Source organism: Maribacter orientalis, from assembly GCF_900109345.1.
In the GTDB taxonomy this organism is placed as follows: domain Bacteria; phylum Bacteroidota; class Bacteroidia; order Flavobacteriales; family Flavobacteriaceae; genus Maribacter; species Maribacter orientalis.
The window spans coordinates 346,568-372,489 of record NZ_FNZN01000003.1 but is presented as its reverse complement, the minus strand read 5'-3'; the positions used below and the strand labels follow the sequence as shown (position 1 = coordinate 372,489).

General features: G+C 34.0%; 30 protein-coding genes. 11 read left to right on the top strand and 19 right to left on the bottom strand.

Annotated elements, in window-relative coordinates; all coding sequences use genetic code 11:
* Nucleotides 1-6: 6 nt before the first annotated feature.
* The 9 genes from BMY56_RS08730 to BMY56_RS08690 all read right to left on the bottom strand — a co-directional run bounded on the left by BMY56_RS08730 (nt 7) and on the right by BMY56_RS08690 (nt 8,386).
* Entirely contained in the window at nt 7-888 is an 882-nt protein-coding gene (locus BMY56_RS08730; protein ID WP_143057801.1) for a DUF6268 family outer membrane beta-barrel protein, read from the bottom strand.
* On the bottom strand, nt 875-1,810 hold the full coding sequence (locus BMY56_RS08725; protein WP_091622743.1) for a mechanosensitive ion channel family protein: 936 nt from the start codon (nt 1,808-1,810) through the stop codon (nt 875-877). Before BMY56_RS08725 ends, BMY56_RS08730 begins: the two co-directional genes overlap by 14 nt.
* Complete coding sequence (locus tag BMY56_RS08720; RefSeq protein WP_091622739.1) at nt 1,807-3,150, bottom strand: ABC transporter permease; 1,344 nt, start codon at nt 3,148-3,150, stop codon at nt 1,807-1,809. Before BMY56_RS08720 ends, BMY56_RS08725 begins: the two co-directional genes overlap by 4 nt.
* Nucleotides 3,143-4,081 carry an ABC transporter ATP-binding protein gene (locus BMY56_RS08715; protein ID WP_091622736.1) on the bottom strand — a complete coding sequence of 313 codons (939 nt, stop codon included), beginning with the start codon at nt 4,079-4,081 and terminating at the stop codon, nt 3,143-3,145. The genes BMY56_RS08720 and BMY56_RS08715 overlap by 8 nt, the downstream gene beginning before the upstream one ends.
* A 236-nt stretch (nt 4,082-4,317) precedes the next feature.
* Entirely contained in the window at nt 4,318-5,436 is a 1,119-nt protein-coding gene (gene dnaJ, locus BMY56_RS08710; protein ID WP_091622733.1) for a molecular chaperone DnaJ, read from the bottom strand.
* 9 nt (nt 5,437-5,445) lie between these two features.
* The gene (locus tag BMY56_RS08705; protein WP_091622730.1) at nt 5,446-6,003 is read right to left on the bottom strand and encodes a nucleotide exchange factor GrpE; all 558 of its coding nucleotides are present in this window, start codon (nt 6,001-6,003) and stop codon (nt 5,446-5,448) included.
* A gap of 138 nt (nt 6,004-6,141) precedes the next feature.
* Entirely contained in the window at nt 6,142-7,104 is a 963-nt protein-coding gene (locus tag BMY56_RS08700; RefSeq protein WP_091622727.1) for a TIGR01777 family oxidoreductase, read from the bottom strand.
* 120 nt (nt 7,105-7,224) lie between these two features.
* On the bottom strand, nt 7,225-7,887 hold the full coding sequence (mnmD, locus tag BMY56_RS08695; protein WP_091622725.1) for a tRNA (5-methylaminomethyl-2-thiouridine)(34)-methyltransferase MnmC2: 663 nt from the start codon (nt 7,885-7,887) through the stop codon (nt 7,225-7,227).
* Between the two features lies 1 nt (nt 7,888).
* The gene (locus tag BMY56_RS08690) at nt 7,889-8,386 is read right to left on the bottom strand and encodes a DUF4920 domain-containing protein (RefSeq protein WP_091622722.1); all 498 of its coding nucleotides are present in this window, start codon (nt 8,384-8,386) and stop codon (nt 7,889-7,891) included.
* Nucleotides 8,387-8,494: 108 nt separating this feature from the next.
* Between BMY56_RS08690 and BMY56_RS08685 the strand changes: the two genes are divergently transcribed.
* Nucleotides 8,495-9,565 carry a branched-chain amino acid aminotransferase gene (locus BMY56_RS08685; RefSeq protein WP_091622719.1) on the top strand — a complete coding sequence of 357 codons (1,071 nt, stop codon included), beginning with the start codon at nt 8,495-8,497 and terminating at the stop codon, nt 9,563-9,565.
* A gap of 24 nt (nt 9,566-9,589) precedes the next feature.
* On the opposite strand, the gene BMY56_RS08680 is transcribed toward BMY56_RS08685, so the two are convergent.
* Nucleotides 9,590-9,976: a pyrophosphohydrolase domain-containing protein gene (locus tag BMY56_RS08680; RefSeq protein WP_091622716.1), complete on the bottom strand. Its 387-nt coding sequence runs from the start codon at nt 9,974-9,976 to the stop codon at nt 9,590-9,592.
* Nucleotides 9,977-10,327: 351 nt separating this feature from the next.
* Here BMY56_RS08680 and BMY56_RS18500 point away from each other — a divergent pair, with 351 nt between their 5' ends.
* From BMY56_RS18500 to BMY56_RS08655, 5 genes are all read left to right on the top strand, one after another.
* On the top strand, nt 10,328-10,507 hold the full coding sequence (locus BMY56_RS18500) for a hypothetical protein (RefSeq protein ID WP_143057800.1): 180 nt from the start codon (nt 10,328-10,330) through the stop codon (nt 10,505-10,507).
* Between the two features lie 18 nt (nt 10,508-10,525).
* Nucleotides 10,526-10,897 (top strand): fluoride efflux transporter CrcB, encoded by a 372-nt coding sequence (crcB, locus tag BMY56_RS08670; protein WP_091622711.1) that lies wholly within the window; start codon nt 10,526-10,528, stop codon nt 10,895-10,897.
* A 292-nt stretch (nt 10,898-11,189) separates the two neighbouring features.
* The gene (locus BMY56_RS08665) at nt 11,190-11,528 is read left to right on the top strand and encodes a P-II family nitrogen regulator (protein WP_079510788.1); all 339 of its coding nucleotides are present in this window, start codon (nt 11,190-11,192) and stop codon (nt 11,526-11,528) included.
* Between the two features lie 31 nt (nt 11,529-11,559).
* On the top strand, nt 11,560-12,804 hold the full coding sequence (locus BMY56_RS08660; RefSeq protein WP_091622708.1) for an ammonium transporter: 1,245 nt from the start codon (nt 11,560-11,562) through the stop codon (nt 12,802-12,804).
* Nucleotides 12,805-12,909: 105 nt separating this feature from the next.
* Nucleotides 12,910-13,983, top strand: a complete 1,074-nt coding sequence (locus tag BMY56_RS08655) for an outer membrane beta-barrel protein (RefSeq protein WP_091623263.1) — start codon at nt 12,910-12,912, stop codon at nt 13,981-13,983.
* Between the two features lie 81 nt (nt 13,984-14,064).
* Here the strand turns inward: BMY56_RS08655 and BMY56_RS08650 are convergent, their stop codons facing one another.
* Nucleotides 14,065-14,709: a DUF1684 domain-containing protein gene (locus tag BMY56_RS08650; RefSeq protein WP_091622706.1), complete on the bottom strand. Its 645-nt coding sequence runs from the start codon at nt 14,707-14,709 to the stop codon at nt 14,065-14,067.
* 87 nt (nt 14,710-14,796) lie between these two features.
* Here BMY56_RS08650 and BMY56_RS08645 point away from each other — a divergent pair, with 87 nt between their 5' ends.
* Nucleotides 14,797-15,534: a DJ-1/PfpI family protein gene (locus tag BMY56_RS08645; RefSeq protein ID WP_091622703.1), complete on the top strand. Its 738-nt coding sequence runs from the start codon at nt 14,797-14,799 to the stop codon at nt 15,532-15,534.
* Here BMY56_RS08645 and BMY56_RS08640 read toward each other — a convergent pair.
* Both BMY56_RS08640 and BMY56_RS08635 read right to left on the bottom strand, forming a co-directional pair.
* Nucleotides 15,521-16,936, bottom strand: a complete 1,416-nt coding sequence (locus tag BMY56_RS08640; RefSeq protein ID WP_245737185.1) for an alpha/beta hydrolase family protein — start codon at nt 16,934-16,936, stop codon at nt 15,521-15,523. The genes BMY56_RS08645 and BMY56_RS08640 overlap by 14 nt on opposite strands.
* A 127-nt stretch (nt 16,937-17,063) precedes the next feature.
* Complete coding sequence (locus BMY56_RS08635) at nt 17,064-17,513, bottom strand: Lrp/AsnC family transcriptional regulator (RefSeq protein ID WP_091623258.1); 450 nt, start codon at nt 17,511-17,513, stop codon at nt 17,064-17,066.
* Nucleotides 17,514-17,631: 118 nt separating this feature from the next.
* Here BMY56_RS08635 and BMY56_RS08630 point away from each other — a divergent pair, with 118 nt between their 5' ends.
* The 3 genes from BMY56_RS08630 to BMY56_RS08620 all read left to right on the top strand — a co-directional run bounded on the left by BMY56_RS08630 (nt 17,632) and on the right by BMY56_RS08620 (nt 19,702).
* Nucleotides 17,632-18,021, top strand: coding sequence for a hypothetical protein (locus tag BMY56_RS08630; RefSeq protein ID WP_091622700.1), 390 nt, complete (start codon nt 17,632-17,634; stop codon nt 18,019-18,021).
* A gap of 85 nt (nt 18,022-18,106) precedes the next feature.
* Nucleotides 18,107-18,958, top strand: a complete 852-nt coding sequence (gene purU / locus BMY56_RS08625) for a formyltetrahydrofolate deformylase (RefSeq protein WP_091622697.1) — start codon at nt 18,107-18,109, stop codon at nt 18,956-18,958.
* 27 nt (nt 18,959-18,985) lie between these two features.
* The gene (locus BMY56_RS08620; protein WP_091622694.1) at nt 18,986-19,702 is read left to right on the top strand and encodes a DUF4197 domain-containing protein; all 717 of its coding nucleotides are present in this window, start codon (nt 18,986-18,988) and stop codon (nt 19,700-19,702) included.
* Nucleotides 19,703-19,900: 198 nt separating this feature from the next.
* On the opposite strand, the gene BMY56_RS08615 is transcribed toward BMY56_RS08620, so the two are convergent.
* On the bottom strand, nt 19,901-20,695 hold the full coding sequence (locus tag BMY56_RS08615) for an alpha/beta fold hydrolase (protein WP_091622691.1): 795 nt from the start codon (nt 20,693-20,695) through the stop codon (nt 19,901-19,903).
* A 223-nt stretch (nt 20,696-20,918) separates the two neighbouring features.
* On the opposite strand from BMY56_RS08615, the gene BMY56_RS08610 reads away from it, so the two are divergent.
* A complete protein-coding gene (locus BMY56_RS08610; protein WP_091622688.1) occupies nt 20,919-21,110 on the top strand; it encodes a hypothetical protein in 192 nt (63 codons plus the stop codon).
* Here the strand turns inward: BMY56_RS08610 and pyrF are convergent.
* The 5 genes from pyrF to BMY56_RS08585 form a co-directional block, all read right to left on the bottom strand.
* A complete protein-coding gene (pyrF, locus tag BMY56_RS08605) occupies nt 21,102-21,923 on the bottom strand; it encodes an orotidine-5'-phosphate decarboxylase (protein ID WP_091622686.1) in 822 nt (273 codons plus the stop codon). The two genes, BMY56_RS08610 and pyrF, sit on opposite strands and share 9 nt — an antisense overlap.
* Before the next feature lie 3 nt (nt 21,924-21,926).
* Nucleotides 21,927-23,003, bottom strand: a complete 1,077-nt coding sequence (prfA, locus tag BMY56_RS08600; protein ID WP_091622683.1) for a peptide chain release factor 1 — start codon at nt 23,001-23,003, stop codon at nt 21,927-21,929.
* A 111-nt stretch (nt 23,004-23,114) separates the two neighbouring features.
* On the bottom strand, nt 23,115-24,068 hold the full coding sequence (locus BMY56_RS08595; protein ID WP_091622680.1) for an FAD:protein FMN transferase: 954 nt from the start codon (nt 24,066-24,068) through the stop codon (nt 23,115-23,117).
* 113 nt (nt 24,069-24,181) lie between these two features.
* Nucleotides 24,182-24,625 carry a QcrA and Rieske domain-containing protein gene (locus BMY56_RS08590; RefSeq protein ID WP_091622677.1) on the bottom strand — a complete coding sequence of 148 codons (444 nt, stop codon included), beginning with the start codon at nt 24,623-24,625 and terminating at the stop codon, nt 24,182-24,184.
* A gap of 51 nt (nt 24,626-24,676) precedes the next feature.
* Entirely contained in the window at nt 24,677-25,855 is a 1,179-nt protein-coding gene (locus BMY56_RS08585; protein ID WP_091622674.1) for an AIR synthase related protein, read from the bottom strand.
* Nucleotides 25,856-25,922: the final 67 nt, after the last annotated feature.

Sequence of the window (25,922 nt, the reverse complement as noted above, 5' to 3'; positions counted from 1 at the left end):
AACTTTTTAAATTCCTATTCTAAATCCTGTTCTGAAATAAAGGCCCGCTTCATCATTTAAGGTGAAAATATCATTTCGCTCCTCGTCCCTTAATACCCCATTCTGAAATAAGGAGTGACCACCTATTAAGTAAACGGACATATCCTTTGTTATTTTATATTGATAACCTAAAGTCAATAATAATGCAGTAGAAGACACATCCGTAGATAAATTATTACCAGGGAGTAATATATTGTTTTGAATATTTACATAATAACCATCTAAAAATAATTCTGTTTGAAAGAAATGTCCTTTTTTGGTGAAATATTTCATTCCAGATTTAGGCGCCCCTAAAACGTAAGACCAATTAGGGTGAAATCGCTTTTCATAATACACAAAAGGTAATGGAACATCAATAGGTGAAGTACCATTATATGAAATTCCTAAAACTAAAATAAAAGGCTTCTCTACATCTTTAATATTCTTATAGGCACCCACTGTATAATTCATGTTAAAATCATCTTGCTGTAATTCTTCCACAAAATTGGAAGACCACCTTGGGGTAACCACCCCTATCAAGCGCCATTTGTCACTTAATTTATACATGTAAGCCATGTTGACATCTACCACATGAAACTTACTTAAATCATTAGAATTGGGAAAAAGGTCATCGGGCACTTCAAAATTATACCGGTTATATTCCCCCCCTAGAATTAAGTAATCTTTTTTTTCTCGTAACGCAATCGGTACATTTAACACCAACTTTATACGCGAAGTTTCTACATCACCACTATTATCTGGCATCAGCATATACTCTACCCTAAATACATCTGGTGTTTGAGCTAAAATTGGATTGATCGCTAAGGTGAGTAATAATACCCATAAAAAGTATCCGTTAGCCTTTTTCATTATTCCCTGCATTTGAAACATCGCTATGTTGAAAAGGTGCCTGTTGAAATAAATGTACATCTCTTTGAGGGAAAGGTATCGTAACATTATTATTTCTAAACTCTGCATCGATTTTGTATCGTAATTCACTTTTTATTCTAGGATCTGAAAAACTATCAGTGATATAAAAATTCAAAGAAAACATTAATGCCGAGTCTCCAAAATCTTCAAAAAGCACAAAAGGTTTAGGACTTTTTAATATATTTCTATGTGTCTTAATTACGTCTAATAATATTTTAGTCACGAGCTGTACATCACTACCATAAGCCACTCCTAATTTTATAGACTCCCTTGTTGTTTTATGGTTTTGGGTATAATTATAAACGATATCACTAATAAACTTATGATTAGGAATAATTATAACCTTATCGTCTCTAGTAATTGCTCGCGTTGTACGTAATTTAATTTCGAAAACCTTACCGACTTTACTATCGATTTCTACAATATCACCAACTCGTAAAGACTTATCAACTATAATAAATATACCACCGATGATATCTTGAAAAATCTCTTGTAATGCAAGACCAAGACCAACAAACAAAGCGGCAGATGCTGTTATTAGAATGGTAATATTAATACCAGCAGCACTCATAGTAAATAGTATTACTACAACGTAAACTAGATACTTAATAAACTTGAAAATGCTAATAAACTTCAATTTATCATCCACTTCCATTTTCCTGGTGAAAAACCTTCTTATGCCCTGTAAAATTGTACTTGTAAGTAAAAAAGCCAATGTTAGAAGCAGAAGTAAACCTACGGTAATGTGAATAGATTTTTCACCTTCACCAAACTGAAAACCTAGGTCTAAAAATTTCTTAATAGTTCCCCAGACATCATCTTCAATTATTTCTTTAATCTTTTCTGTACTCTCTTGGATCATGATGAATATTTAAGCCACTTGTACAATTCTTTATAACTAGGTTTTTTACCGTACATAAGAATACCGACACGATAAATTTTAGCTGCCACCCAAACAATACCAATAAAAGTAGCTATTAATATCAAAATAGAACTTATCAATTGCCATACCGGCACACCACCTTCACCAATACCCCATGGTAAGCGCATTAACATAACAATAGGTGATGTTAACGGAAATAGCGAAAAGGCAACGGCTATAGGACCATTAGGATTACTGAATACAGAAAAGAAGCCAACGTAAATAGCTAACATTAATGGTAAAATAACCGGAAATATAAATTGTTGAGTATCAGTTTCATTATCAACAGCAGCTCCGATTGCCGCATATATTGAACTATAAATCAAATAACCCAAAACAAAATATATGATGAAAAAAATCAACATTGCAAAAATGGGTATTTCAAAAATTTCTTGGGCATACAATTGAATGTTCTGAGTTACAGCATCTACATCTACACTTGTATTACCTTCCATTCCTGGTGCCATTCCTCCTTTGGTTAAACTAGCGGGGTCAATATCGAAAATAGTTAAACCAATAAATAACAATAAAGCTCCAGATACTATCCAAATTGCGAATTGTGTAATACCAGCCAACGATGTGCCTATAATCTTACCCATCATTAAGTGAAAAGGTTTTACCGATGATATAATAACCTCTATAATGCGACTTGTTTTCTCTTCTATTACACTTCGCATAACGAAACCGCCGTAAATAATAATAAACATCATTATTAGGTAACCAAAAGCTCCACCTATGATAGCCTTTATTTCATTTATCCCTTTTATGTTTTGAAGTCCGTCGAAAGTTTCAATATTCATATTATAACTACGATCCATTTCAGCGTATTCTTTCGGCGATAATCCAAGTTCCCGCAATCTTTCTTGTCGTAATCTACTCGTAATGGTATTTTCAAGTTTGTCTAATACTGTTGAGCTTGGCGCTTCTTTACTATAAAAAAAAGCTCGCTGCGCAACTTGTTCCAAATTAGGCTCACTTGGTAAATAAACTAGACCATAATAACCCAAGCTTAATGTAGAATCTTTAGCTTCTGCCAAGGTTAAATCTTTAAAATTGACATATGATGTTGCCTCTGAAGCAATAAACTCATTAGAAAAATAACCACTGTCGTTTAATACGGCGATAACCCTTTTTTCATTGTCGTTAAGTTGCGTTAAATAAGCAATTAAAAGAATCATGCCTACCATTAGAATTGGGCTCAAAAAAGTCATGATTACAAACGACTTGTTTCTCACCTTTGCCAAATATTCTCTCTTGATGATTAACGGTAACTTATTCATGTGCTATATTCTTATTTTGAATAGTCTTAATAAAAATATCATTGGCAGAGGGTATAGTTTCAACAAAGCCATTTACATTGGCTCTAGTGCTTAAAAAGTCCAATATTGCTCTAGATTCTTTTGAAGGAAGTTGTAAAGTTAAATTCAACTGTTTTTCTGTGATATCATAATCATGTGACAAAAGTTGAAATTTATCTTTCACTTCACTTATCAATACATCTTGATTAGCCGTTTCTAAACCTACTTTAAAGATGTTATTCTTGTAGGCTTTTTTTATATCGGATAATTTACCATCAAGTATTTTTTCAGATTTATGTATTAAAGCGATATACTCACAAAGTTCCTCTACTGATTCCATTCTATGAGTAGAAAATATTATGGATGTACCATTATCCTTTAAACTTAATATTTGTTCTTTTATAAGATTTGCGTTTATAGGATCAAAACCACTAAAAGGCTCATCGAAAATTAAAAGTTTAGGCTCATGCAGAACGGTAACCACAAATTGTATTTTTTGCGCCATACCCTTAGAAAGCTCTTGTATTTTCTTATTCCACCAATCACCAATTTCTAATTTTTCGAACCAATATTTCAAACGTTTTTTTGCCTCAACCTTTGAAAGTCCTTTCAACTGTGCCAAATATAAAGCTTGTTCGCCAACCTTCATACTTTTATAAAGTCCGCGTTCTTCTGGCAAATAACCAATTTGAGAAATATGTTCAGGTTTTAGAAGTTTACCATCAAAATATACAGAACCTTTATCTGGAAAAGTAATTTGATTTATAATACGAATTAATGTTGTTTTACCAGCACCATTAGGACCTAGTAAACCATATATACTGTTTTTTGGAATTTCGAGGGAAACGTTCTTTAAAGCCGTATGGTTTCCAAATTGTTTGGTGACCTCATTAGCTACCAAAATATGATTCATGTACGCAATTTATTCAAAGATATTGAATTGTTTTGACTAGCTACATTCTTTATGATTCCTTTATGGAATACGCTATTTCATCAATAAATTTAACGTTCGGCATTGGCCTAAAAAGCAAAACCCACCCTTAATAAATTAAGGATGGGAAAAAATTGCTATGAAAAAGAAAATTAATATTGGTTGCCCAATATTATCTCAAATATACGTTTTTTATTTAAAAACCAAAGATTTTGACATTAAGAGAACATATCTTTTACTTTTTCAAAAAATGACTTGTCTGATTTCTCAGGTTTGGGCTCAAAATTGTCATTGCCTTGCATTTTTTCAAAAAATTCCCTTTGCTCTTTGTTCAACTCTTTTGGTGTCCAAACATTAACATGTACCAATATATCACCAGCACCATAACCATTTAAACTGGTTATTCCTTTTCCACGTAGTCTTAATATTTTACCTGATTGAATACCAGGCTCCAATTTTATACGCACCTTACCACCAACTGAATCAATTTCTTTTGAAGTACCCAATACAGCTTCAGAAATACTTACATAAAGATCATAGTGTAAATTATCACCTTCTCTTTTTAAAGTACTATGTTCTTGCGTTTCAATAGCAACTAACAAATCACCAGGAATTCCGTTTCCAGGAGCATCGTTACCTTTATTTGGTACTTTTAATTGCATGCCTTCTTCAACACCTGCGGGTATATTTATCGAGACAGTCTCTTCTACTACTTTAAGTCCCTGTGCATCCGCATCACCAGGCTTACCGTCTAAAATCTGACCGCTACCTCCACAAGAAGTACAAACTGCAGCAGTTTGCATTCTACCTAATATGGTATTCTGAATTTTTGTCACTTGACCCCTACCACCACAAGTGCTACAAGTTTTATAAGTAACACCTTCAGCTTGAACCTTTCTTCTTACTTTAACTTTCTTCTCAACACCGTTGGCTATTTCCTCTAGAGTCAATGTAACCCTAATTCTTAGGTTGCTACCTTTTACTCTTCTTTGACCGCCGCCACCGCCAAAGCCACCAAAACCGCCGCCACCAAATGCGCCACCAAAAATATCACCGAATTGGCTGAAAATATCATCCATATTCATACCGCCACCACCGAAGCCGCCTGAGCCACCTTCGAATGCAGCATGACCGAATTGATCATAACGCGCTTTCTTATCTGCGTCACTCAATACTTCATATGCTTCCGCAGATTTTTTGAACAACTCCTCAGCAGAACTATCCCCCGGATTTTTATCAGGGTGATATTTTAATGCCTTTTTTCGATATGCTTTTTTTATTTCTGCAGCAGATGCACTTTTACTGATGCCTAAAACCTCGTAATAATCTTCCTTCATTCCAACTTTTTAATTTCCTACTACAACTTTTGGATGCCTAATAATACGATCACCTAATTTAAATCCCTTTTCGATGACGTCTATAACCTTACCTTTCATCTTTTTATCTGGAGCAGGTATTTGAGTAATTGCTTCGTGAATATCCGCATTAAAAACATCACCGGCCCTAACTTCTAGAATCTCCAGCCCTTTTGACTTCAAAGTCTCATTCAACTTTACATTTATTAATTCAATACCCTTGAAAACCTCCATATCATCTGTCTTAGCCAATTCTTTAATCGCTCTATCAAAATCATCTAAAACTGGCAATAATGAAACGATTACCTCTTGACCGGCAGTCTTAAACAACTCCATACGTTCTTTAGAAGTACGTCTTTTGTAGTTTTCAAATTCTGCAAATAATCTTAAAAATTTATCTTTTTCTTTCGCTAATTCTTCTCTTAGCTTCTCCTCTTCAGATAGCTCTTCACCTTCAATCTCATTATCTTGCTTTTCTTCTTGAGTTTCGTCCTCTAAAAGCTCATTTTCCAAAAATTCATCATCGAATGTGTTTTCTTTATCACTCATAACTTATTCTAATTTAATCGCTGTTTAAAAGCAGGCAAAAGTACTGCCAATTCTTTAAAAATGTCAAAATGTCACAAAAGTTTAAAAAAAATCCGCCAAATAGCGGATTTATAATTTTCGTTTTAAATAGTTGGCTATTTAAGACACGAACTCTTTTGTTATTTTAGTTTTTTTATCTTCACATTCACCTTCATTATCATAAATAGCCCCAAGCGCTTGACAAATATTAGCATAATGAAAAACAAAACCTTCTCCTTCAATCTTCTTGCTACTGACTCGTTGGCTTGCGAATAAAATATATGCCATTTCACCAAGAATAGTGTGCATTACGAATTTCGGAATATTTGGCAAGAACAATGGTTTGTTCAAAACCTTGGCAATCTCCTTTACCAATTTTAAATTGGTCACAGGATTTGGAGCTACCCCATTATAAACACCTTCTAGTTGATGCGATGCAATATGCAAAAATATACCCGCCAAATCTGAAATATGAATCCACGATTGCCATTGTTCACCAGTTCCAAAAGCTGCACCAACATAGTATTTTACGGGCTTTGCTATTTCTGGCAAAGCACCGCCATCATTAGACATCACCAAACCTATTCTCACCTTCGCAACCTTTACACCTAAAGTTTCGAATTCATCAATTTTATTTTCCCAAACATCTACTACTTCACCCAAGAAGCTATCATCTACTTCTTCTTCGTCTTCTGTGTAATAATTACTTAAAGAATCTGGATAAATACCAATCGCTGATGCAGAAATTATTGATTTAACTGAATGGTTTTCAGTTTTAAGAAGTGTATTTTTAAGTAATTCTAACGAATTTACCCTACTGTCAATTATTTCTTGCCTATACTGCTTCGTCCATCGTTTAGATATACTAGAACCTGCCAAATTTATAATGATAGAAACGCCATTTAGGCAATTTTGGTCAATCTCTTCTGTAGTTGGGTTCCAGAAATAACCATGATAATTTAGGTCTGAAACAATCTTTTCTTTACTGGTTGTTAGGTAGTTAACGTCATATCCTTTTTCATGGCATTGAGATACCAACTCGCTACCTACTAACCCTGTCGCACCTGTTATCAATACTTTCATAGTTTAAAGGTATTGCTTTTGGTGATTCTTGATATACTATTTAATTTCAATTTAACATTGTACCAAACGTATTGATTTTTAATACTTTGAACTTTCTTGAAATTAAAAAAAGTATTTAAGCTATTTTTTTCTTGCCCTCAACATTTCTCGTTTACCCGGTGGGCCTGGCAATCGCTCAACAATAAACCCAACCTCTAGCATGGCACGCCTAACACTACCTTTAGCTGCATAAGTAACCAAATAACCACCTGATTTCATAGCCCTAAACATAATTTCAAATATCTCAACGGTCCACAATTCTGGTTGAACACGGGCACCAAATGCATCGAAGTAAATAAGGTCGACCGTTTCTATCATATCGATATCCTTAAAATCTTTCTGTTCTTTTCTAAGAATGAATTCAGAACTGATTTCAATATCTTCTTGCCATAGAGAAGAATGCATTAAATTAAAGTCATTTTTTCGTAAAACAGAATTTAATTCCTCAGGATAGTTCAATTGATCAAGCTCTTCCCCAGAAACCGGAAACGCCTCTACGCCAGTATAATTAATTTTCAAATTTCGTTTCTCAGACTCAACCAATGTAATGAAAGCGTTAAGCCCTGTACCAAAACCGATTTCAAGAATATGTAAATTTTGATTCTTGAACAAATCTAATCCTGAATGAATAAATACATGATAAGCCTCTTGAATAGCCCCATGTTTAGAATGGTATTGCTCTTGCCAATCCATTATCTGAATGGTCTTAGAACCATCACCTGTAGTAATTATTTCTCTTTTCAAATTAATTTGGAACTAACACTCCTGAAGCTTCAAAACTAAATGTTCTTTTTGGAGTTACCATTTTAGCAATTTCATCGGTAGACTTTCCTGCATCTATTGCATAATGTTTTTGGTCTTCAACACTCATTTCTTCCACAAATGCCAAACCATTTAATACGACTTCTTTCTCAGTAATATCTAAAGGCATGAAAAAACCGTAATCTTTAAAACGAACCATTGCTTGCTCGCCTTCAGGCAATTCTACAACCATCCAACATCCTTTTACTTTGCAAACTTCCTTAACCTTAGCTTTAAATTGCACATGTAAAGAATCTGAATTTACCATAGAGGTAAATTTCTGCCAAACTTCCTTCTGTTGATCAACAGCATCCAAAGCAAACTCTTCTCCATAATAAACACCAGAATTTGTTTCTTTTGAAGGTAACGTCTTAGAATCTTTCTGAGCAAAGCATGAAAAAAATCCAAATAAAAACACAAGTAAAATGTTAAATCCTTTCATAAATCTTAAAAATGATGAATTACCTACAAAACTGGTCAATTTTAATCTAAAAAAGAAGTGCTGGTAGGGATATTTGTTTAATTTTAATCAATTAAAGTTACGTATTTCATGAGTATTGAAACTAAAGATATCACTGTAGAAAAAGTAAAAACTTCTAAAATTGACCAAGTAGATTTTGATAATCTAGCTTTTGGCTCAGTATTCACAGACCATATGTTAGTCTGTACGTACAAGAATGGCGCATGGGAAATTCCTAAAATAGTACCCTACCAACCAATAGTGCTAGACCCATCTTCTAAGATTTTTCATTATGGGCAATCAATATTTGAAGGAATGAAAGCTTATAAAGATAAAAATGATGATGTATTTTTATTTAGACCTTTAGAAAATTTTAAGCGTTTTAATATTTCAGCGGATAGAATGTGTATACCACAACTTCCACAAGAATATTTTATGGATGGGCTTACCACCCTTCTTAATCTTGATAAGGCTTTTATACCAACAAAGGAAGGTAGTTCTTTATACATACGACCATTTATTTTTGCTTCCGGAAACGGATTTCATGCATCACCAGCCGATGAATATAAATTCATAATAGCGTGCGCACCATCTGGGGCGTATTTTTCAGGTAAGGTAAAAGTACTTATCGAAGAACGGTATTCTAGATCAGCAAACGGTGGTGTTGGTTTTGCTAAAACTGGCGGCAATTATGCAGGTCAATTTTACCCTACCCAATTGGCTGTTAAAAAAGGATACAACCAAGTTATTTGGACCGATGACACCAATCATGAATTTATTGAAGAGGCCGGTGCCATGAATATATTCATAAGAATTAATGACACCTTATTAACAGGCCCTACAAGTGACCGTATACTTGATGGTATTACAAGAAAAAGCATATTAGACATCGCAAAAGACCAAGGTATAAAAACTGAAGTTCGAAAAATAACAGTAAAAGAAGTGGTAGAAGCAGCCAAGGACGGTTCATTAAAAGAAATGTTCGGGGCAGGTACTGCGGCAGTTATTTCACCAATTTCTGGATTTGGTTACAGAGATACAGATTATGAATTACCAGAATTAGAAAACAGTTTTGCTCAATCTTTAAAAAAGACCATTACAGATATTCAATACAATAAATCGGAAGACAAATTTGGCTGGCGATTTAAAGTTGAAAAATAGAAAAAGGGGCCGATTGGCCCCTTTTTATTTATCAAGAATTATCTCAATATTTGGTTTAAAATAATTTGGACCTTTAAGCACTTTACCATCTTCTCTATATATAGGTTTACCATCTTCTCCTAATTTGCTCATATTACTTCTCTGTATCTCATTAAACACTTCCTCTATTTTATATTGCATACCGTGTTCTAAAATGGTGCCACATAAAATATACAACATATCACCTAGGGCATCTGCTACTTCAACAAGGTCATTATTCTGAGCGGCTTCTAAATATTCCTTATTTTCTTCATCCATAAGGTTAAAACGCAACATATTCTTTGCTTCCCCCAAGTCTGCTATCATATCCTCTGAAACACCTAGACCAAAAGAATTATGAAATTCTTTGACCGCTTTGATTTTGTTTTTCATCTTTATTTTACTGTTTTCCGTTAGCTTTGCGTAAAAATAGGAAATATGTTTAGCACAGGACAAATCATTTTTGCCATAGGATTCGCATTGGTTTTCGCCATTGTAATTATCATTTCTTATAAAAAAGACTTTAAACTACACCAAAAGAACTACAAAGGTATTAAATGGATTGGCTTATTCTTTGTATTATTCTTAGTCTCACTGCTTTGCATCAAGTATTTACTAAAAGAGTAGTTAATATTTTACCTACACCACAAAAATTAACATTTTTACAACAAAATAGCCTTTTTGCTCGTATAATATACCAAATAACGTAATTTTGCGTTATTCATCTATACATGGCAATTAATTATGATGACATTTCTTACAATTTTTTTAGTTTTAGTAGGTATTAATATAGCGATGGTTGTAGTTAGCTTGTTAAGTGTTTCACAAAAATCGAAACAATCTTCTCAAGAATTATCCAATCAACATACTTCTGTAATCTATCCTTTAGATTTACTTACATCTAGCTACAAGAAAGCAGTTTAGTTTTTACCTTTATAAGGTATGAAACATTTTTTGCTCGTTTTCTTAGGAGGAGGTTTAGGTAGTATCTTAAGATACTGGATTTCAAAAAATCTCAATTCTTACTATTCAAATTTCTATCTAGGCACTTTTTTAGTAAATATTATAGGTTGCCTTTTAATAGGCATACTTATAGGCATTTCTTTAAAGCACAACTACATTACCCAAAATCAAACCCTTTTATTAGCCACCGGTTTCTGCGGGGGCTTTACAACTTTCTCTACATTCGCATTAGAAAGTAATCTTCTTTTAAAGGAATCTTCTATTCTTTACACTTCCCTTTACTTAGGCTTAAGTGTTGCATTAGGCATTCTAGCCATCTCATTTGGCCTTTGGCTTTGCAAAATGTTATAAAACTAACAATACATACCTACTTTTTTATTATTTGATTATTTTTTAACTATTCCCTGTTTTATTAAACAATCGGTAGATAAATACTAAATTTTCTGACGATTCAATCAAAATTCATGATTATTCTCATTACCCCATTCCACTTATTTGTAAAATAATCACTTGATACTATCAATACCCTAAAATTTATAGGGTATAAATTATGATACTCATAAAAATATCTATTCACCCCCTAATTATTTTAGGGGGTGAATGTATTTAACATATATTTGGCATTATTAATAAACTTAGTCAAATGAAAAAAATTGAGGCAATTATCAGAAAATCAAAGTTTGACGATGTCAAAGAGGCATTACATCAAATAGAGGTTAACTTCTTTAGTTACTGGGACGTAACTGGAGTTGGAAATGAAAAACAAGGTCATGTTTATCGCGGTATTTCATATAGTACAACGGATATACAACGTAGACACCTATCTATAGTAGTATCTGATGACTTTCTAGAAAAAACAGTGAATTCAATACTTGAAGCTGCATACTCAGGTAATGTAGGTGATGGAAAAATATTTGTATCCGAAGTATTGGAAGCTTACCGAATTAGAACCAAAGAGAATGGTTTGGCAGGTATCAACTAAAAATTTAAAAAACTAACTAAAACGAAAAGAAATGGACGCAGGATTATTTACAGCAAATAACGTATGGATGATGTTGGCTACCGCATTGGTATTCTTCATGCATACTGGTTTTGCTTTTCTAGAAATAGGATTGACCAGACAAAAAAATACAATTAACATATTATTTAAAAACATATTTATTATCACAGGAGGTTTACTTCTTTATTATGCATGGGGTTTCAATTTAATGTACCCTGGTTTCGAAGATGGTGACTTGGGATTAATAAAATTTAGCATGGATAGCTTTGGTATTGCTGCCCCTGAAGGAGGTATGACAGCTGAATATGCAGATGGTGGCTATACGTGGTGGACAGATTTTCTTTTTCAAGGTATGTTCGCGGCAACTGCAGCTACCATTGTATCTGGAGCCGTTGCTGAGCGTATTAAAATAGGTTCTTTCATGATTTTCACCGTAATCTATGTAGGTTTAGTTTACCCTATAGTAGGAGCTTGGAAATGGGGTGGAGGATTCTTGGATTCATGGGGATTCTATGATTTCGCAGGTTCGACATTAGTACACTCTGTTGGTGGATGGGCTGCTTTGGTTGCCATAAGCTTATTAGGTGCAAGAATTGGAAAATTCGGTAAAGACGGTAAACCAAATGCAATACCAGGTCACAGTATACCAATGGCAACAGCAGGTGTTTTGATACTTTGGTTAGGTTGGTTCGGTTTTAACGGCGGATCAGTATTATCTGCAGACCCAGAATTAACTTCACTAGTATTGGTTACTACAAGTTTAGCCGCCGCAGCGGGTGGATTCGGAGCAATGATAACCTCTACTATACTTTATAAAAATTTAGATTTAACCATGTTTCTTAACGGTATTCTTGGTGGTCTAGTTGGTATTACTGCAGGTGCAGACTTAATGTCACCAAATGAAGCAGTTGTAATCGGATTTCTAGCAGGTATAATAATAGTAGGTGGTGTTGCCTTAGTTGATAAATTAAAATTAGATGATCCTGTAGGTGCCGTAGCGGTTCACTTAATCTGTGGTATCTGGGGGACTTTAGCTGTAGGTATTTTTGGAAACTTGGCAAGTGGTGCTCAATTTATGACACAACTTTATGGAGTACTAATAGTAGGTGGCTTTTGTGTCGTAACATCTGGAATAATATTAGGCGTACTTAAAGTAACATTAGGTCTTAGAGTATCTAAAGAAGAAGAGGTAGAAGGCTTAGATATTCATGAACACGGTATGGATGCTTATGCAGATTTTAGAATGAACGATCACTAAATTAAAAAATACGGAGCGCTTTGCAGAGCGCTCCGTTACATAACCTTTCAACAAATTTATTTTCTCAAACTAATTAATCCCTTGTGGGAATTAAAAACAAAATTTATGAAAACAGTTATCAATACAAAATACGTAAAAAATATCTTAGCATCAGGCCTTATGTTACTTGCTGCGTCAAGTGTCCTAGCACAAGAAGATGAAGAATCAACGCCAAGCTTTACTTTGAGCGGTTCAATTGATGCTTATTACAGAGCAAATTTAAATGGAGATAATTCTGCCCCTGGTGGAGTACCAAACGCAGCACCTGGTTCTTCTTTCGCTAATCTTCCTGGTTTCGCATTAGGTATGGCTAATGTAATTGCTGGCTATGAGGGAGAAAAAGTAGGTTTCGTTGCTGATTTGGTTTTCGGTCCAAGAGGAACAGATGCTATTTTTGCATCACCTATCTATTCTGCAACAGGAAATATTGTAAATCAATTATATGCTTACTGGAATGTTAGTGATGATGTAAAATTAACTTTTGGTAATTTCAATACCTTTTTAGGGTACGAAGTAATTTCTCCAACTGCTAATTTCAACTATAGCACATCTTATTTATTCTCATACGGTCCATTTTCACATACAGGTCTAAAAGCTGACTTTGCTTTATCTGATGACTTTAGTTTAATGCTTGCAGTAATGAACCGTACCGATGTAACCGAGCTAAACCTTGACGGTAAGTATGCCTATGGTGCTCAATTAGGTTATAGTGGTCAATACCTTAACCTATTAATGGACAATGGCGCATATGAAATAGATTATACAGGTGGTTTTGATTTAGCTGACGATTTTTTCTTAGGACTGAACGCAGCTTATTTTGATGGTGGAGACAATGCAGCAGGATTTGCAGGTGTAGCCCTTTACCCTCAATTAGCTACTTCTGAAGATTTCACAATTGGTCTTAGAGGAGAATATTTCGCAGAATTAGACGGTGATTTTGGCGCTATAGGAACAGGAGTCGATGAGTCTAGCGTATTTGCTGTAACTTTAACTGGAAGCTACTCAGTTGACAATTTAACCATCAAACCAGAATTACGTTTAGATTCTGCCTCTGATGAATCTGGATATTTCTTAGACAGCGATTTAGTTGCACAAAAAAGTCTTTCTTCTTTTGTAATTGCTGCTATATACTCATTCTAATTAAATGAATTTTATAATTGATAATTATATTAGTTTAAGTTTAAAAACTCGGCATTTAGCCGAGTTTTTTATTTCTGCAACCTAATGTTCAAATACCTTCACCCCTACTCTTATTTCCGAATCAATATTGTTTACAGCCGGTACCAAAGGGCAAGAGTATTTTTTATTGTAAGCACAATACGGATTATAAGCTTTATTAAAATCTAATACAATTTGATTTCCATCAGGAATTCTTAAATCAAGATATCGTCCACCACCATACGTTTCTTCACCATTAGTAGCATCTGTAAAAGGAAGAAATAAGTAATTTTTATATTTTTCTTGAGAAATCAATTCTGGAGTTTGATAAATTTCTAACTGTTGAATTTTCCCGTTTAAGGTGAATTTTGCAATACCATACACCACTTCAGTTGATTCACGCTCGGTGGTAGTCGGCATAGAAAACGGCAAAGCTTCTGGTGTTCTAATAAATTCTGCAACTATCACATAATTAGTATCGGGCTGAAAAAAGTCTAATGTTTCGAAATCTATTCGAAATCTATCTGCCAACGGAGACGTTTCTGGATCCTTAAATTCGGCATTTAACTTTTCTTGAAACTTTAAAATATCCGCAAGTTTATCCGATGTGACCAACGCCTTTTTATCTTGATCTGCATCATGGTACTTCTTTTCTTGCTTACAAGAAAATAACATAAACATAACCGCAATAATTACAAATAGCTTCATCCTTTATTCGTTTACGTTTCAAAAATACAATTTATTCATTGTACCATTTTTGTATATAATCGTACTTTACACATTAATATTATTCTTATGAACTTCAGATACTTTTTTATTCTTGCACTTCTTGCTACATTTAGTTGTGAGCAACAAAAGCCAACAAAAGAACCTTTACACGAAGAAATAAGAGTTTTGCCAGAGCTTAATCCTGAGCATTATAACGTGGCATTTTTAATTATGGACGGCACTTTTAATACTGAATTCACTGCGCCTTACGATATTTTTCAACATACCAAATTTAGAGATGGTATTAAGGCAATGAATACATTTACAGTAGCAAAAACACTGAAACCGATTACTACTTTCGAAGGTGTTCGCATTCTCCCAGACTTTGATTATACGAAAGATGATTTACCAAGAATAGATATTCTCGTAGTACCAAGCGCTGAGTATTCAATGGATAAAGATTTAAAAGACACCACCATGTTAAGTTTTATTAAAAAGATCGATAAAACTTCACTTTACATGACCAGTCATTGCGATGGTGCATTTCTTTTGGCTAAATCTGGTATACTAGATTCGGTAGCATCTACAACTTTCCCCAATGATGTTGAAAATTATAAAAAAATGTTTCCAAATCTTCATGTAAAGGACAATGTGCTATTTGTTCACGATGGCAAATACATTACCTCAGCGGGTGGCGCAAAAAGTTTTGAAGCTGCGCTATATTTATGTGAAGTTCTATATGGAAAAAAAATCGCCAAATCGCTAGCCAAAGGCTTGGTTATCGATTGGAATTTAGAACAAGTTCCACATCTTACTGTTCAATAATGTCGTAACGAGCATCCTTTAAGTACTTCTCCACAAGCATGTTAAACTCTGGCGTAATACGAAATATAGCGGTATTCTCGAGTTCATACAGTTCACTTTTGTTGGTATAACCATTTTTCAAAAGCTCTTCTAAATAAAACAATGCAGTACCATAATCTTCCATTTTGGCACTAGTAGAAATAACCTTTAAATAAGGAGCATAATCTGACGGATCTGTAATGGTTTTTATCATATATAATAAATTCAGTGCTTCTAAATCGACTTCTTTATCTGCCGAAATAAAATCAATATTATCAGAAATTAGTGCATTTATATATCCTCTTAATCTGCTAGACATTTGGCGTTCGTAAAGCACAGCGCTTTTGTCGAGTTTCGCCAAATCTTCCATCTGATAATTCCACCATCCTAAGTTTGCATAATTATATGTAATAATATCTTCCTCTAAATAATAGCTATAATCTTCCTTTAAAAAAGATTCTTTCAAGAAATAACTATTCTGACTTCTATTTGCCTTTTTATATGAATTACTGCGACGCAAAGATTTTTGAGAAATTTTAAGAGAATCCAATTCAACCAATGGGTTGAATACTTTCTGTATATCTGACAATAGATAGTTTGCCAAAATAGGCTTTTCGCTAGAAACAAAAATATTTGCTTTTGTCATAAACTGCTGATAAGAATCAGCAATTAAACTATCATTTCGCTGAACATCACCTTTTGCCATACTCGTTAAGGTTAGCATTCTAAAAGCGCTAGCAATTGTATTGATATCAGGTAAAATTTGATCATCATCAAAAACCAATAATTCATTTGGGAATTTCATCTTATTGAGAATTTGTTGAGTATCGAGCATGTCTCTAAAACTATAATCAGACCTATTTACAATACCTATAAATTGAAATGTTTGTTTTGAATTCAAGATTTGAATATTACCAACAGAAGCACCTATAGAAACAACACCCTTTATTTCCTTTATGAACGTTGGTAAAATTGAGGCAAACATCGCACCACTTCCAAAACCTGCCGTATATGTACGGTCCTTGGCTACAGGAACCACATTTATTGAAGCGTTTAACATTCTATTAGCTATCAGAACATTTTCAGAAATAGACAAAGAATCATTTACATTATCTGAACTTGCTAAAATATAACCTTCTTTTTCAGCAGCATTTACCATCATTGAAACAGAAGCCTTGCCCCTGCCTTTTAAATCAAATACAAAAATTATAGGCCAAGGTTTCTGAACATCAAAAGTAGTGGGCAAATAGAGTGAGAATGTTTCTTTTAAAGAATCGTTCACCACTACATTTTCTGTAATTGCACCTCTTAATAATCTCAGTTCTTGAGAAAAATTTGTGGTTGATATCAAAACCAAAGCAAAGAATAGTATTTTTTTCATCATTTAATTTGCATCAAAAATCTAGCCAAAAAATTAATTTCTCAAGAATCACTTAACTCTAATAAAGCTTTAATATCCGATTTAAATTTAATTATACTTTTTTTTAAAAATAATATTAATACCATCAAATCTATTTTATTTTATGCATCGGCGCATTTGAAATTACTTGCGATAGTACGATATGAGTTCTGGTTTCACCATATTGAATAAGTTGATCTATAAACTTTTCAAGGTGAAATTGATCCTTCAATACGACTTCCATCACAATATTTTCATTTCCTGTAATTCTATAACAATTTATGACTTCGTGTAAGGTAGGCACAATAGCCAAAAAAGGTTTTAACTTACCCATAAAAGCCCTAAGGGTTATTATAGCCTTTAGTTGATGACCTGTTAGTGCGTGTGAGACCGAAGCTTTATAACCTAAAATAACACCAAGGTCCTCCATTTTTTTCACTCGTTCAGCTACAGCAGGTGCAGTTAGCCCTACTGTACGTCCAATATTGGCGAACGATTCTCTTGCATTATTTTGCAACTGCCTCAGTATTTTCCAGTTAAGCTCGTCTATCTTTGGATTCAAAAGTATATTCAATTAAAATTAACGTAAGTAAAGCAAAATTACGAAATACATTTACAATCGATAGAAAATTATGGAATAACTAACGTAATTTTATATAGTCGCATTATTACCCCACAACATGGCATATCGTAGTTTAAAAAATTTACCTATTTATAGAAAAGCGTTGGAACTTTGTACCATGAGTAGAGAGATTGCTTCATACGTTTCTTTAAATAAGGACCTTATGCGACTTTATGAATCTAAGAGCCTTAGAGATATAATGGCTAATTCTATTTTAACTGATTCGATACTTATCCCTCAAAAAATAGCACAAGTAGAGTATTCTAATTGTAATTCTGAACGTTTAGAAACTATATCCTACATTAATATTATTATAAGGAATATAAATTCTTATTGCTTAGGCTTAGAAAAAGATGGTGTAAAAGAAACGGAATACATTAACTTACTTCGTGCAGAAATTAAGAGTTTTAGAAAATTCTATAAAAAATGGAAATCTGGGCATCTATAGATGCTATACATCCCACCAAAATTAAATTGAATACGTAGTATTTTAAGAATAATGCCCTATTTTTGGCAGCTTAATTACTACTCAATTGAAAACCACTATTTTAGTTCATTGTCCAGATCAATCTGGTATAATAAGTACAGTTACCGGTTTTATACACAGAAATCACGGCAACATTGTTTATCTCGACCAGCACGTTGATAAACCTGCCGACGTATTTTTCATGCGTATCGTTATTGAATTTGCAGACACCTTTTCTAACCTCGACCATTTTAAATCATTATTTCAAGATGAACTGGCTTCCCCTTACACAATGGAATGGAGCTTACATACCGACGATAAATTACCTAAAATGGCAATTTTCGTCTCTAAATATAACCATTGTTTATACGACTTATTAAGCAGGTATCGCTCTGGAGAATTAGCAGTTGAAATACCTTTTGTGCTAAGTAATCATACTGATTTAATGCATATTGCAGACCAATTTGAAATTCCCTTTTTTCACATTCCATTTAATAAGCAAAATAGAGTTGAAGCAGAAAAAGAACAATTGGCATTGCTTGAAAAATATGAAATTGATTTCATTGTTCTCGCACGATATATGCAAATTGTAAGTGGCAATCTTATTAGTAAATTTCCGAATAGAATAATAAATATACATCACTCATTTTTACCCGCGTTTGCTGGCGCGAAACCTTATCACGCAGCATTTAAGAGAGGGGTAAAGATTATTGGCGCTACTAGCCATTATGTAACAGAGGAGTTAGATGAAGGTCCAATTATTGAACAGGATGTTACTACGGTAACCCACTCGCACTCTATCGAAGATTTTATAACTAAAGGTAGAGACTTAGAGAAAATTGTTCTTTCTAGAGGAGTAAAACTTCATATAGCACGAAAAACAATGGTGTACAACAATAAAACCGTTATTTTCTCGTAACCAATGTAAGACCTTAATACTTTAATAATGATTAAAAAAATAAGCTTAGTTTTTAGTGTGTTCCTCATATTTTCTTGTACCGAACTTCAACAAGTAGTGAACCAATTACCAGGATCTACCAGTACCGGTTTAAGCAATGAAGCCATTGCAAACGGTTTAAAAGAAGCACTTGATCAGGGAATCGAAAAACAAGTAAGTAAACTAACCAAGACCGATGGATTTTATAAAAATGATTTGGTCAAAATTCTGATGCCTCAAGAATTACAAAAAGTAGATAAAACCTTACGGGATATAGGCTTAGGAAACTTAGCCGATGAGGGATTAAAAGTTTTAAATCGCGCTGCAGAAGATGCGGTTTCTGAAGCAACCCCAATTTTCGTTAATGCGGTAAAGGAAATGTCTTTCGTAGATGCCAAGAATATTCTTTTAGGAGACAATAAGGCAGCAACTACATATTTAGAAACTAAGACCAATACTGCTTTATATGATAAATTCAACCCTATCATTAATGCATCATTTAAAAAGGTAGGCGCTGATGAAATTTGGAGTACAATTATATCACGGTATAATGCAATACCCTTAACAACGAATGTAAACCCCGATTTAACTGACTACGTAACCAAAGAAGCGCTTTCTGGAGTTTACACAATGATTGCAGTAGAGGAAGAAGAAATTAGGACAAAACTATCATCACGTACTACGGACACACTTAAAAAAGTATTTGCCCTTCAGGATAAAAATTAGTTTTTTAACATTTACGACAATAACTTAAAGAATATTGCGTTAAAAATGATAGAGAACAATATGCCAACGTATTCATTTTCAATTTTTTGAGTTAGTTATTTTTTGAGTTAGTTAGTTAAAAACCGGTGGGAGCACCGGTTTTTTTGTTTTTACCTGAATACAAGAAATCGCAAAAAACCATAATGTTTTTAAAATAATTTAAATACCAATTTTAACTGGGAAGGATAAATATTTTATTACTTCATCATTAAAAAACTTCGGCTGTTCTACATTAACTACATGACCGCAGTCTTCAACTACTAAAAGCTTCGAATTTTGATGAAGCTCAACAATCTTTCGAATACTCGGAAGAAACAGATAATCTTCTTCACCCATTACATACAGTGTAGGTATTTTAATATCGGCAGCTCTAAAGAACCGTAGCAAAGGGTTTATCTCTGAAGTAAGCTTGAACCAACGTATAAATTCTTTTTGGTATAACTTTTTAGCCTCTCTTACAAAAAGAGAACGCGATTCCTTATGATTTTTATTAGGCATTATTATAAATGCAAAAAACTTATACAACCATAGATAAGGAATGATAGTTTTAAAAATTATACCAAGTTTCATGAGTATTTGAGAACGCAGGTTCAATTTCATTATCGCACCACCCATAACCATACTTTCTACGAGCTCTGGATGCATTTCAGCTAAATTACGTATCAAGATAGTACCAAGAGATATTCCTATAAAGTGCGATTTTTCAATATTTTCAAAATTAATGACCTCAACTATATCATTAGTAATGACATCAAATGTATATTTCTCGTCAAATACATTTTTAAAGTTTGGCTTAGAATTTCCATGACCCCTTAAATCTAAGAGCAGCACATTAAAATGCTTTTTAAACTCACGAATCTGTTTGAACCATATAGAAGAACTGCCACCTGCACCATGCACAAAAGTGACCCAGACCGTAGAAACCTTATGTTTATAAGTAATATAATGAAGCAAATCTGAATCCCTTTACAATAAGTTAATTTACAATGTATTGATTCTTTTCCACATTCTAATTAGCAAAATTGAATATTGCCAAAAATGACCGTGATTTTAAAGTTTTGATTGCATAAGTGTTAAAAAAAAGACAAATTACCTAATAATTAGTTGTATTGCCCAACATGCTGACATCCAAAAATTGAAACTGCACGTATATTTGTAAGAACTTAATTTTAGTAGTATGGAAAAGCAATATTGTAAAGTAGGATCGGTTAAACCGATAGCAGCTAATTCTGACATAATCACTTTATTAGAATATCAATATCAAAATTTTATTGATAAAGCTTCGAACATGCAATCCAATAACCAATTAGGGGAGTTTTTCGAACAAAAGGCACACAAGATTAAGAGAATTTTAGAGAATCTAGTTTAATCTAGACATTTCTTTTTCCATTGCAATTTGCAATTCCCTGGCCTTAAGTTTAGCAGCTTCCGCATAATCATGCTGATTAGATGCATAGATTATACCGCGTGAAGAATTTATTAATAGACCAATATCTTTGGTCATGCCATAGTTGCATACATCTTTTAAACTTCCGCCTTGCGCGCCTACACCTGGTACAAGTAAAAAACTATTAGGTACAATTTCACGTATTTCTTTAAGATATTCAGCCTTTGTTGCGCCAACCACATACATTAAATTCTCCGAACCCTTGTAAGTTGTAGAAACTGACAATACTTCTTTATAAAGCTCATGACCATCAATTTTTTTGGTTTGAAAATCAAAAGCCCCTTCGTTTGAAGTCAAAGCTAATAAGATGGTATGTTTATCCTTAAATTGTAAAAATGGCTCAACGGAATCTCTTCCCATGTAAGGAGCAATAGTGATAGAATCAAAATTAAGATCTTCAAAAAATGCTTTAGCATATCTTGTAGACGTATTACCAATGTCTCCTCTTTTAGCGTCAGCAATCGTAAAAATATTAGGATAGTTAGTATTTAAATATTCTATCGTCTTTCTGAGCGACGACCAACCCTGTACTCCATAAGCCTCATAAAATGCAATATTAGGCTTATAGGCCACACACAAATCATGGGTCGCATCAATAATAGCTTTGTTAAAAGAATATATTGGATCCTCCTCTTCTAATAAAAACTGTGGAATTTTTTCTAAATCGGTATCTAAACCGATACATAAAAAGGATTTCTTTTTATGTATTTGGTCTACTAACTCTTGAGTGGTCATATTTTAAAAAATCTCAGAGGCTTCCCTCAATTTCTCAGTATTTTCAACAAAACTTAATTCATCAATTATTCTTTGTACATCACCATCTATTATATTCGATAAATCGTACAATGTAAGACCAATACGATGATCGGTAACTCGACCTTGAGGGTAATTATATGTTCTAATTTTCGCAGAACGGTCACCACTACTAACTTGAGAATTTCGTTTTGCTGCATCTGCCTCCTGCTTCTTAGCCAACTCCATGTCATACAATCGAGATCGTAAAACTCTAAATGCCTTATCCTTATTCTTATGTTGCGATTTCTGATCTTGACATTGCGCCACCAAGCCGGTAGGTATATGCGTTAGACGAACTGCAGAATAGGTTGTATTCACCGACTGACCACCAGGACCAGAAGAGCAGAAAAAGTCTATTCGTACATCTTTAGGGTCTATTTGAACATCAAAATCTTCAGCTTCTGGTAAAACCATTACCGTTGCTGCACTAGTGTGCACTCTGCCCTGTGTCTCGGTTTGAGGAACACGTTGCACACGATGAACACCTGCTTCAAACTTCAGGGTTCCATAAACATCGGTTCCTGAAACTTCAAACTGTATTTCTTTATACCCTCCACTTGTACCTTCGCTAAGGTCAATAACATTAGTTTTCCATCCTTTAGATTCACAATATTTTGTGTACATTCTGAAGAGATCACCAGCAAAAATACTAGCTTCGTCACCACCGGTTCCGGCACGTATCTCAACTACTACATCTTTAGCATCTTCAGGATCCTTTGGAATCAGCATGAGTTTAATATCCTCCTCTAATTTAGGCAGGCCACCTTTGGCTTCTTCCATTTGCATTTTTGCCATCTCTAACATCTCCGCATCACTACCGTCAGCAATTATTTCCTCGGCTTCGGCTATATTATTGGTAAGCTCTAAATATTCAGCACGCTTATCCATTAAATTTTTCAGGTCCTTATACTCCTTTGTGAGTTTAACATAACGTTCCTGATCAGTAATTATATCTGGCTGAATTATAAGGTCTGAAACCTCATCAAAACGCTGTTTTACGATGTTTAACTTGTCTATCATATGCTTACTTCACTTGTACTGCAAATTTACGATAAATTTACAGAAGCCCTGAAAAGATTATGTGGGGAACGTTGAAAATTACTGAAAACCATAAGAATTCAAGGCATCTTTTTAATTAAGAATGATGCCGTTACTTTTATACATTTTATTCGTATTATCTACGATAATTACTTCAGTATCTCCTAATTGATTTATCAATGCCAGACCGGCATCTAAACCCATAACAAAGATTGATGTAGCCAATGCATCTGAAAGCTCTGCACTTTTAGCAAAAACCGATACACTATTAATACCTGTGGATGGAAAACCCGTTTTAGGATTTAATACATGCGTAAACTTTTTATCGTTTACCAACATAAAATCTGCATCGCCTCCAGAAGTTGCTACCGATGACTCTAAAATTGGAAGCCAAGAAAACAGACCTCCTTTTCGTTCAGGGTTTACAATACCGATTAGCCATTTTTCACCAGTGGCCTTAGTACCCCAAGTGGTAATATCTCCATCTAAATTTATAATACCTGCTTTCACATCTTTTGATACTAGCAAAGCCTTTGCCTTATCTGCGGCAAACCCTTTGCCTATACCACCAAAAGATATTCGCATACCTCTTTTATTAAGATAAACCGTTTGATCTTTACTATTCAATAGTATGTTTTTATACCCAGTTCTAGAAACAGCTTCTTTAACTTCAACTTTATTAGGTAACCTACTCATAGAACCATCGAACTTCCAAATGTCTTCTAAAGCCGTGTAAGTGATGTCAAAAGCACCGTTTGTAATTTCAGAAATTTGTATGGATCTTTCTATAAGTTTAAAAAGTTCCCAACTGACAGGCACTGGTTTAACTCCTGCATTTTTATTAATCAGACTAGTTTCAGAAGCTTCGTCCCAAGAAGAAATTAATTTTTCAATTCTTTGAACCTCGGCCAAAGCTTCTTGTATATAAATATAACCCAACTCTTCATCGACAGATATGACAGTTATATCAAAACCACCACCCATGACCTCAAATGTTTTCTTTACCGTAACGTACTTTTCCCCTTGACCAAATACGATGTAGGTCATAAGGCAGAAAAATATTGCACAAATCTTTTTCACTTACTTTCTCTATTTAGAGATAAACATTGGTATAAAGAATAATAAGTTAGGTTGGTGTTATTGTAATTGAGGTAGAAAATTTATTCAAAAACTCTTAATATTGAACCTTCAAGAGAGGTATTATATATTTTTAAAGCTTTTGAAGTACTATTCGGGATCTCATTTAAAGGGGTGCCAGTTTGTGAAAATCTAGAACCATGTACATCACAGTAAAAGATTCCTCCATCTTGATTTACAAAACGAACCTGATCATATTGCTCATGGCTACAAATTTGAGTGGCGGCAACAAACTCACCTTCTAAATTTTTAACGACGACAACAAGATTCTTTAAAATAAACCCGCCATTATTGGCCAATTTTGCTGCTTCAGAAGAAGTAAGGTCAATGGTAAAATCTATATTGGTCGGTGGTGTTACAATCTCACCTTCTACTTCACTGTCTTTTGAGCAGCTGCCTAAACAAGGAAATGTTATTGCAAAAGCAGCACCAGCACCGAGAGTTCGTAAAAATTTTTTTCTTTCCATAGCAAAATAGGTATATAATCAAGAACGATATATTTACACTATTCGTATGTATTAATACACAAAGGTACCGTAGCTACTTGAAATTGTAAGCTTTTTAGAATCTGAGGCTTCTACCCTTCCAACAATTTGGGCATCTACACCAAAACTTTTAGCTATCTCAATGATATCTTCCGCAATTTCTTCAGATAGATAAAATTCTAATCGATGACCACAATTAAATACTTTATACATCTCTTTCCAATCAGTACCAGATTGCTCTTGTATCAATTTAAAAAGTGGCGGCACCTCGAATAAATTATCTTTTACGACATGTAGCTCATCAACAAAATGTAGAATCTTGGTTTGTGCCCCACCACTACAATGAATCATGCCATGAATATCTTCGGAACTATATTTTGATAGTATCTTTTTAACGATTGGCGCGTAAGTTCTTGTTGGAGAAAGCACCAATTTACCTGCATTTATAGGGGAATCCTGAACCTTATCGGTCAACTTTATTTTACCTGAATACACTAAATCTTTTGGAACCTCCGCATCAAAACTCTCAGGGAATTTTTCAGCTAAATAATTCGAAAACACATCATGGCGAGCAGATGTTAGTCCATTACTTCCCATTCCCCCATTATACTCTTTCTCGTAATTCGCCTGACCGAAAGAAGCTAAACCGACAATAACATCGCCAGCCTTTATATTGGCATTATCAATAACATCAGACCTTTTTAATCTTGCTGTAACCGTAGAGTCAACAATTATAGTTCTCACCAAATCACCCACATCTGCTGTTTCTCCCCCAGTAGAATGAATGGTGATACCGAACTCACCTAAATCGCTTATTAATTCTTCAGTACCATTGATAATAGCCGAAAGCACTTCACCTGGTATTTTATTCTTATTTCTCCCTATCGTAGAGGAAAGCATAATATTATCGGTGGCCCCTACACAAATAAGGTCATCGATATTCATTATCAATGCATCTTGGGCAATACCTTTCCAAACCGAAATATCTCCGGTTTCTTTCCAATACATATAGGCTAAAGAAGATTTTGTACCTGCACCATCAGCATGCATTACTAAGCAATAATCTTCATCTCCTGTTAGATAATCAGGAACGATTTTACAAAAAGCCTTTGGAAAAAGACCTTTATCGATATTCTTAATTGCATTGTGAACATCTTCCTTTGAGGCAGAAACCCCTCTTTGCTGATATCTTTCACTGCTCGATGTAGACATAACTTAAATTTGTGGCAAAAATAAGAGAATCATTAAAACTGTAACCCCTCATCCGATTAATATTCCC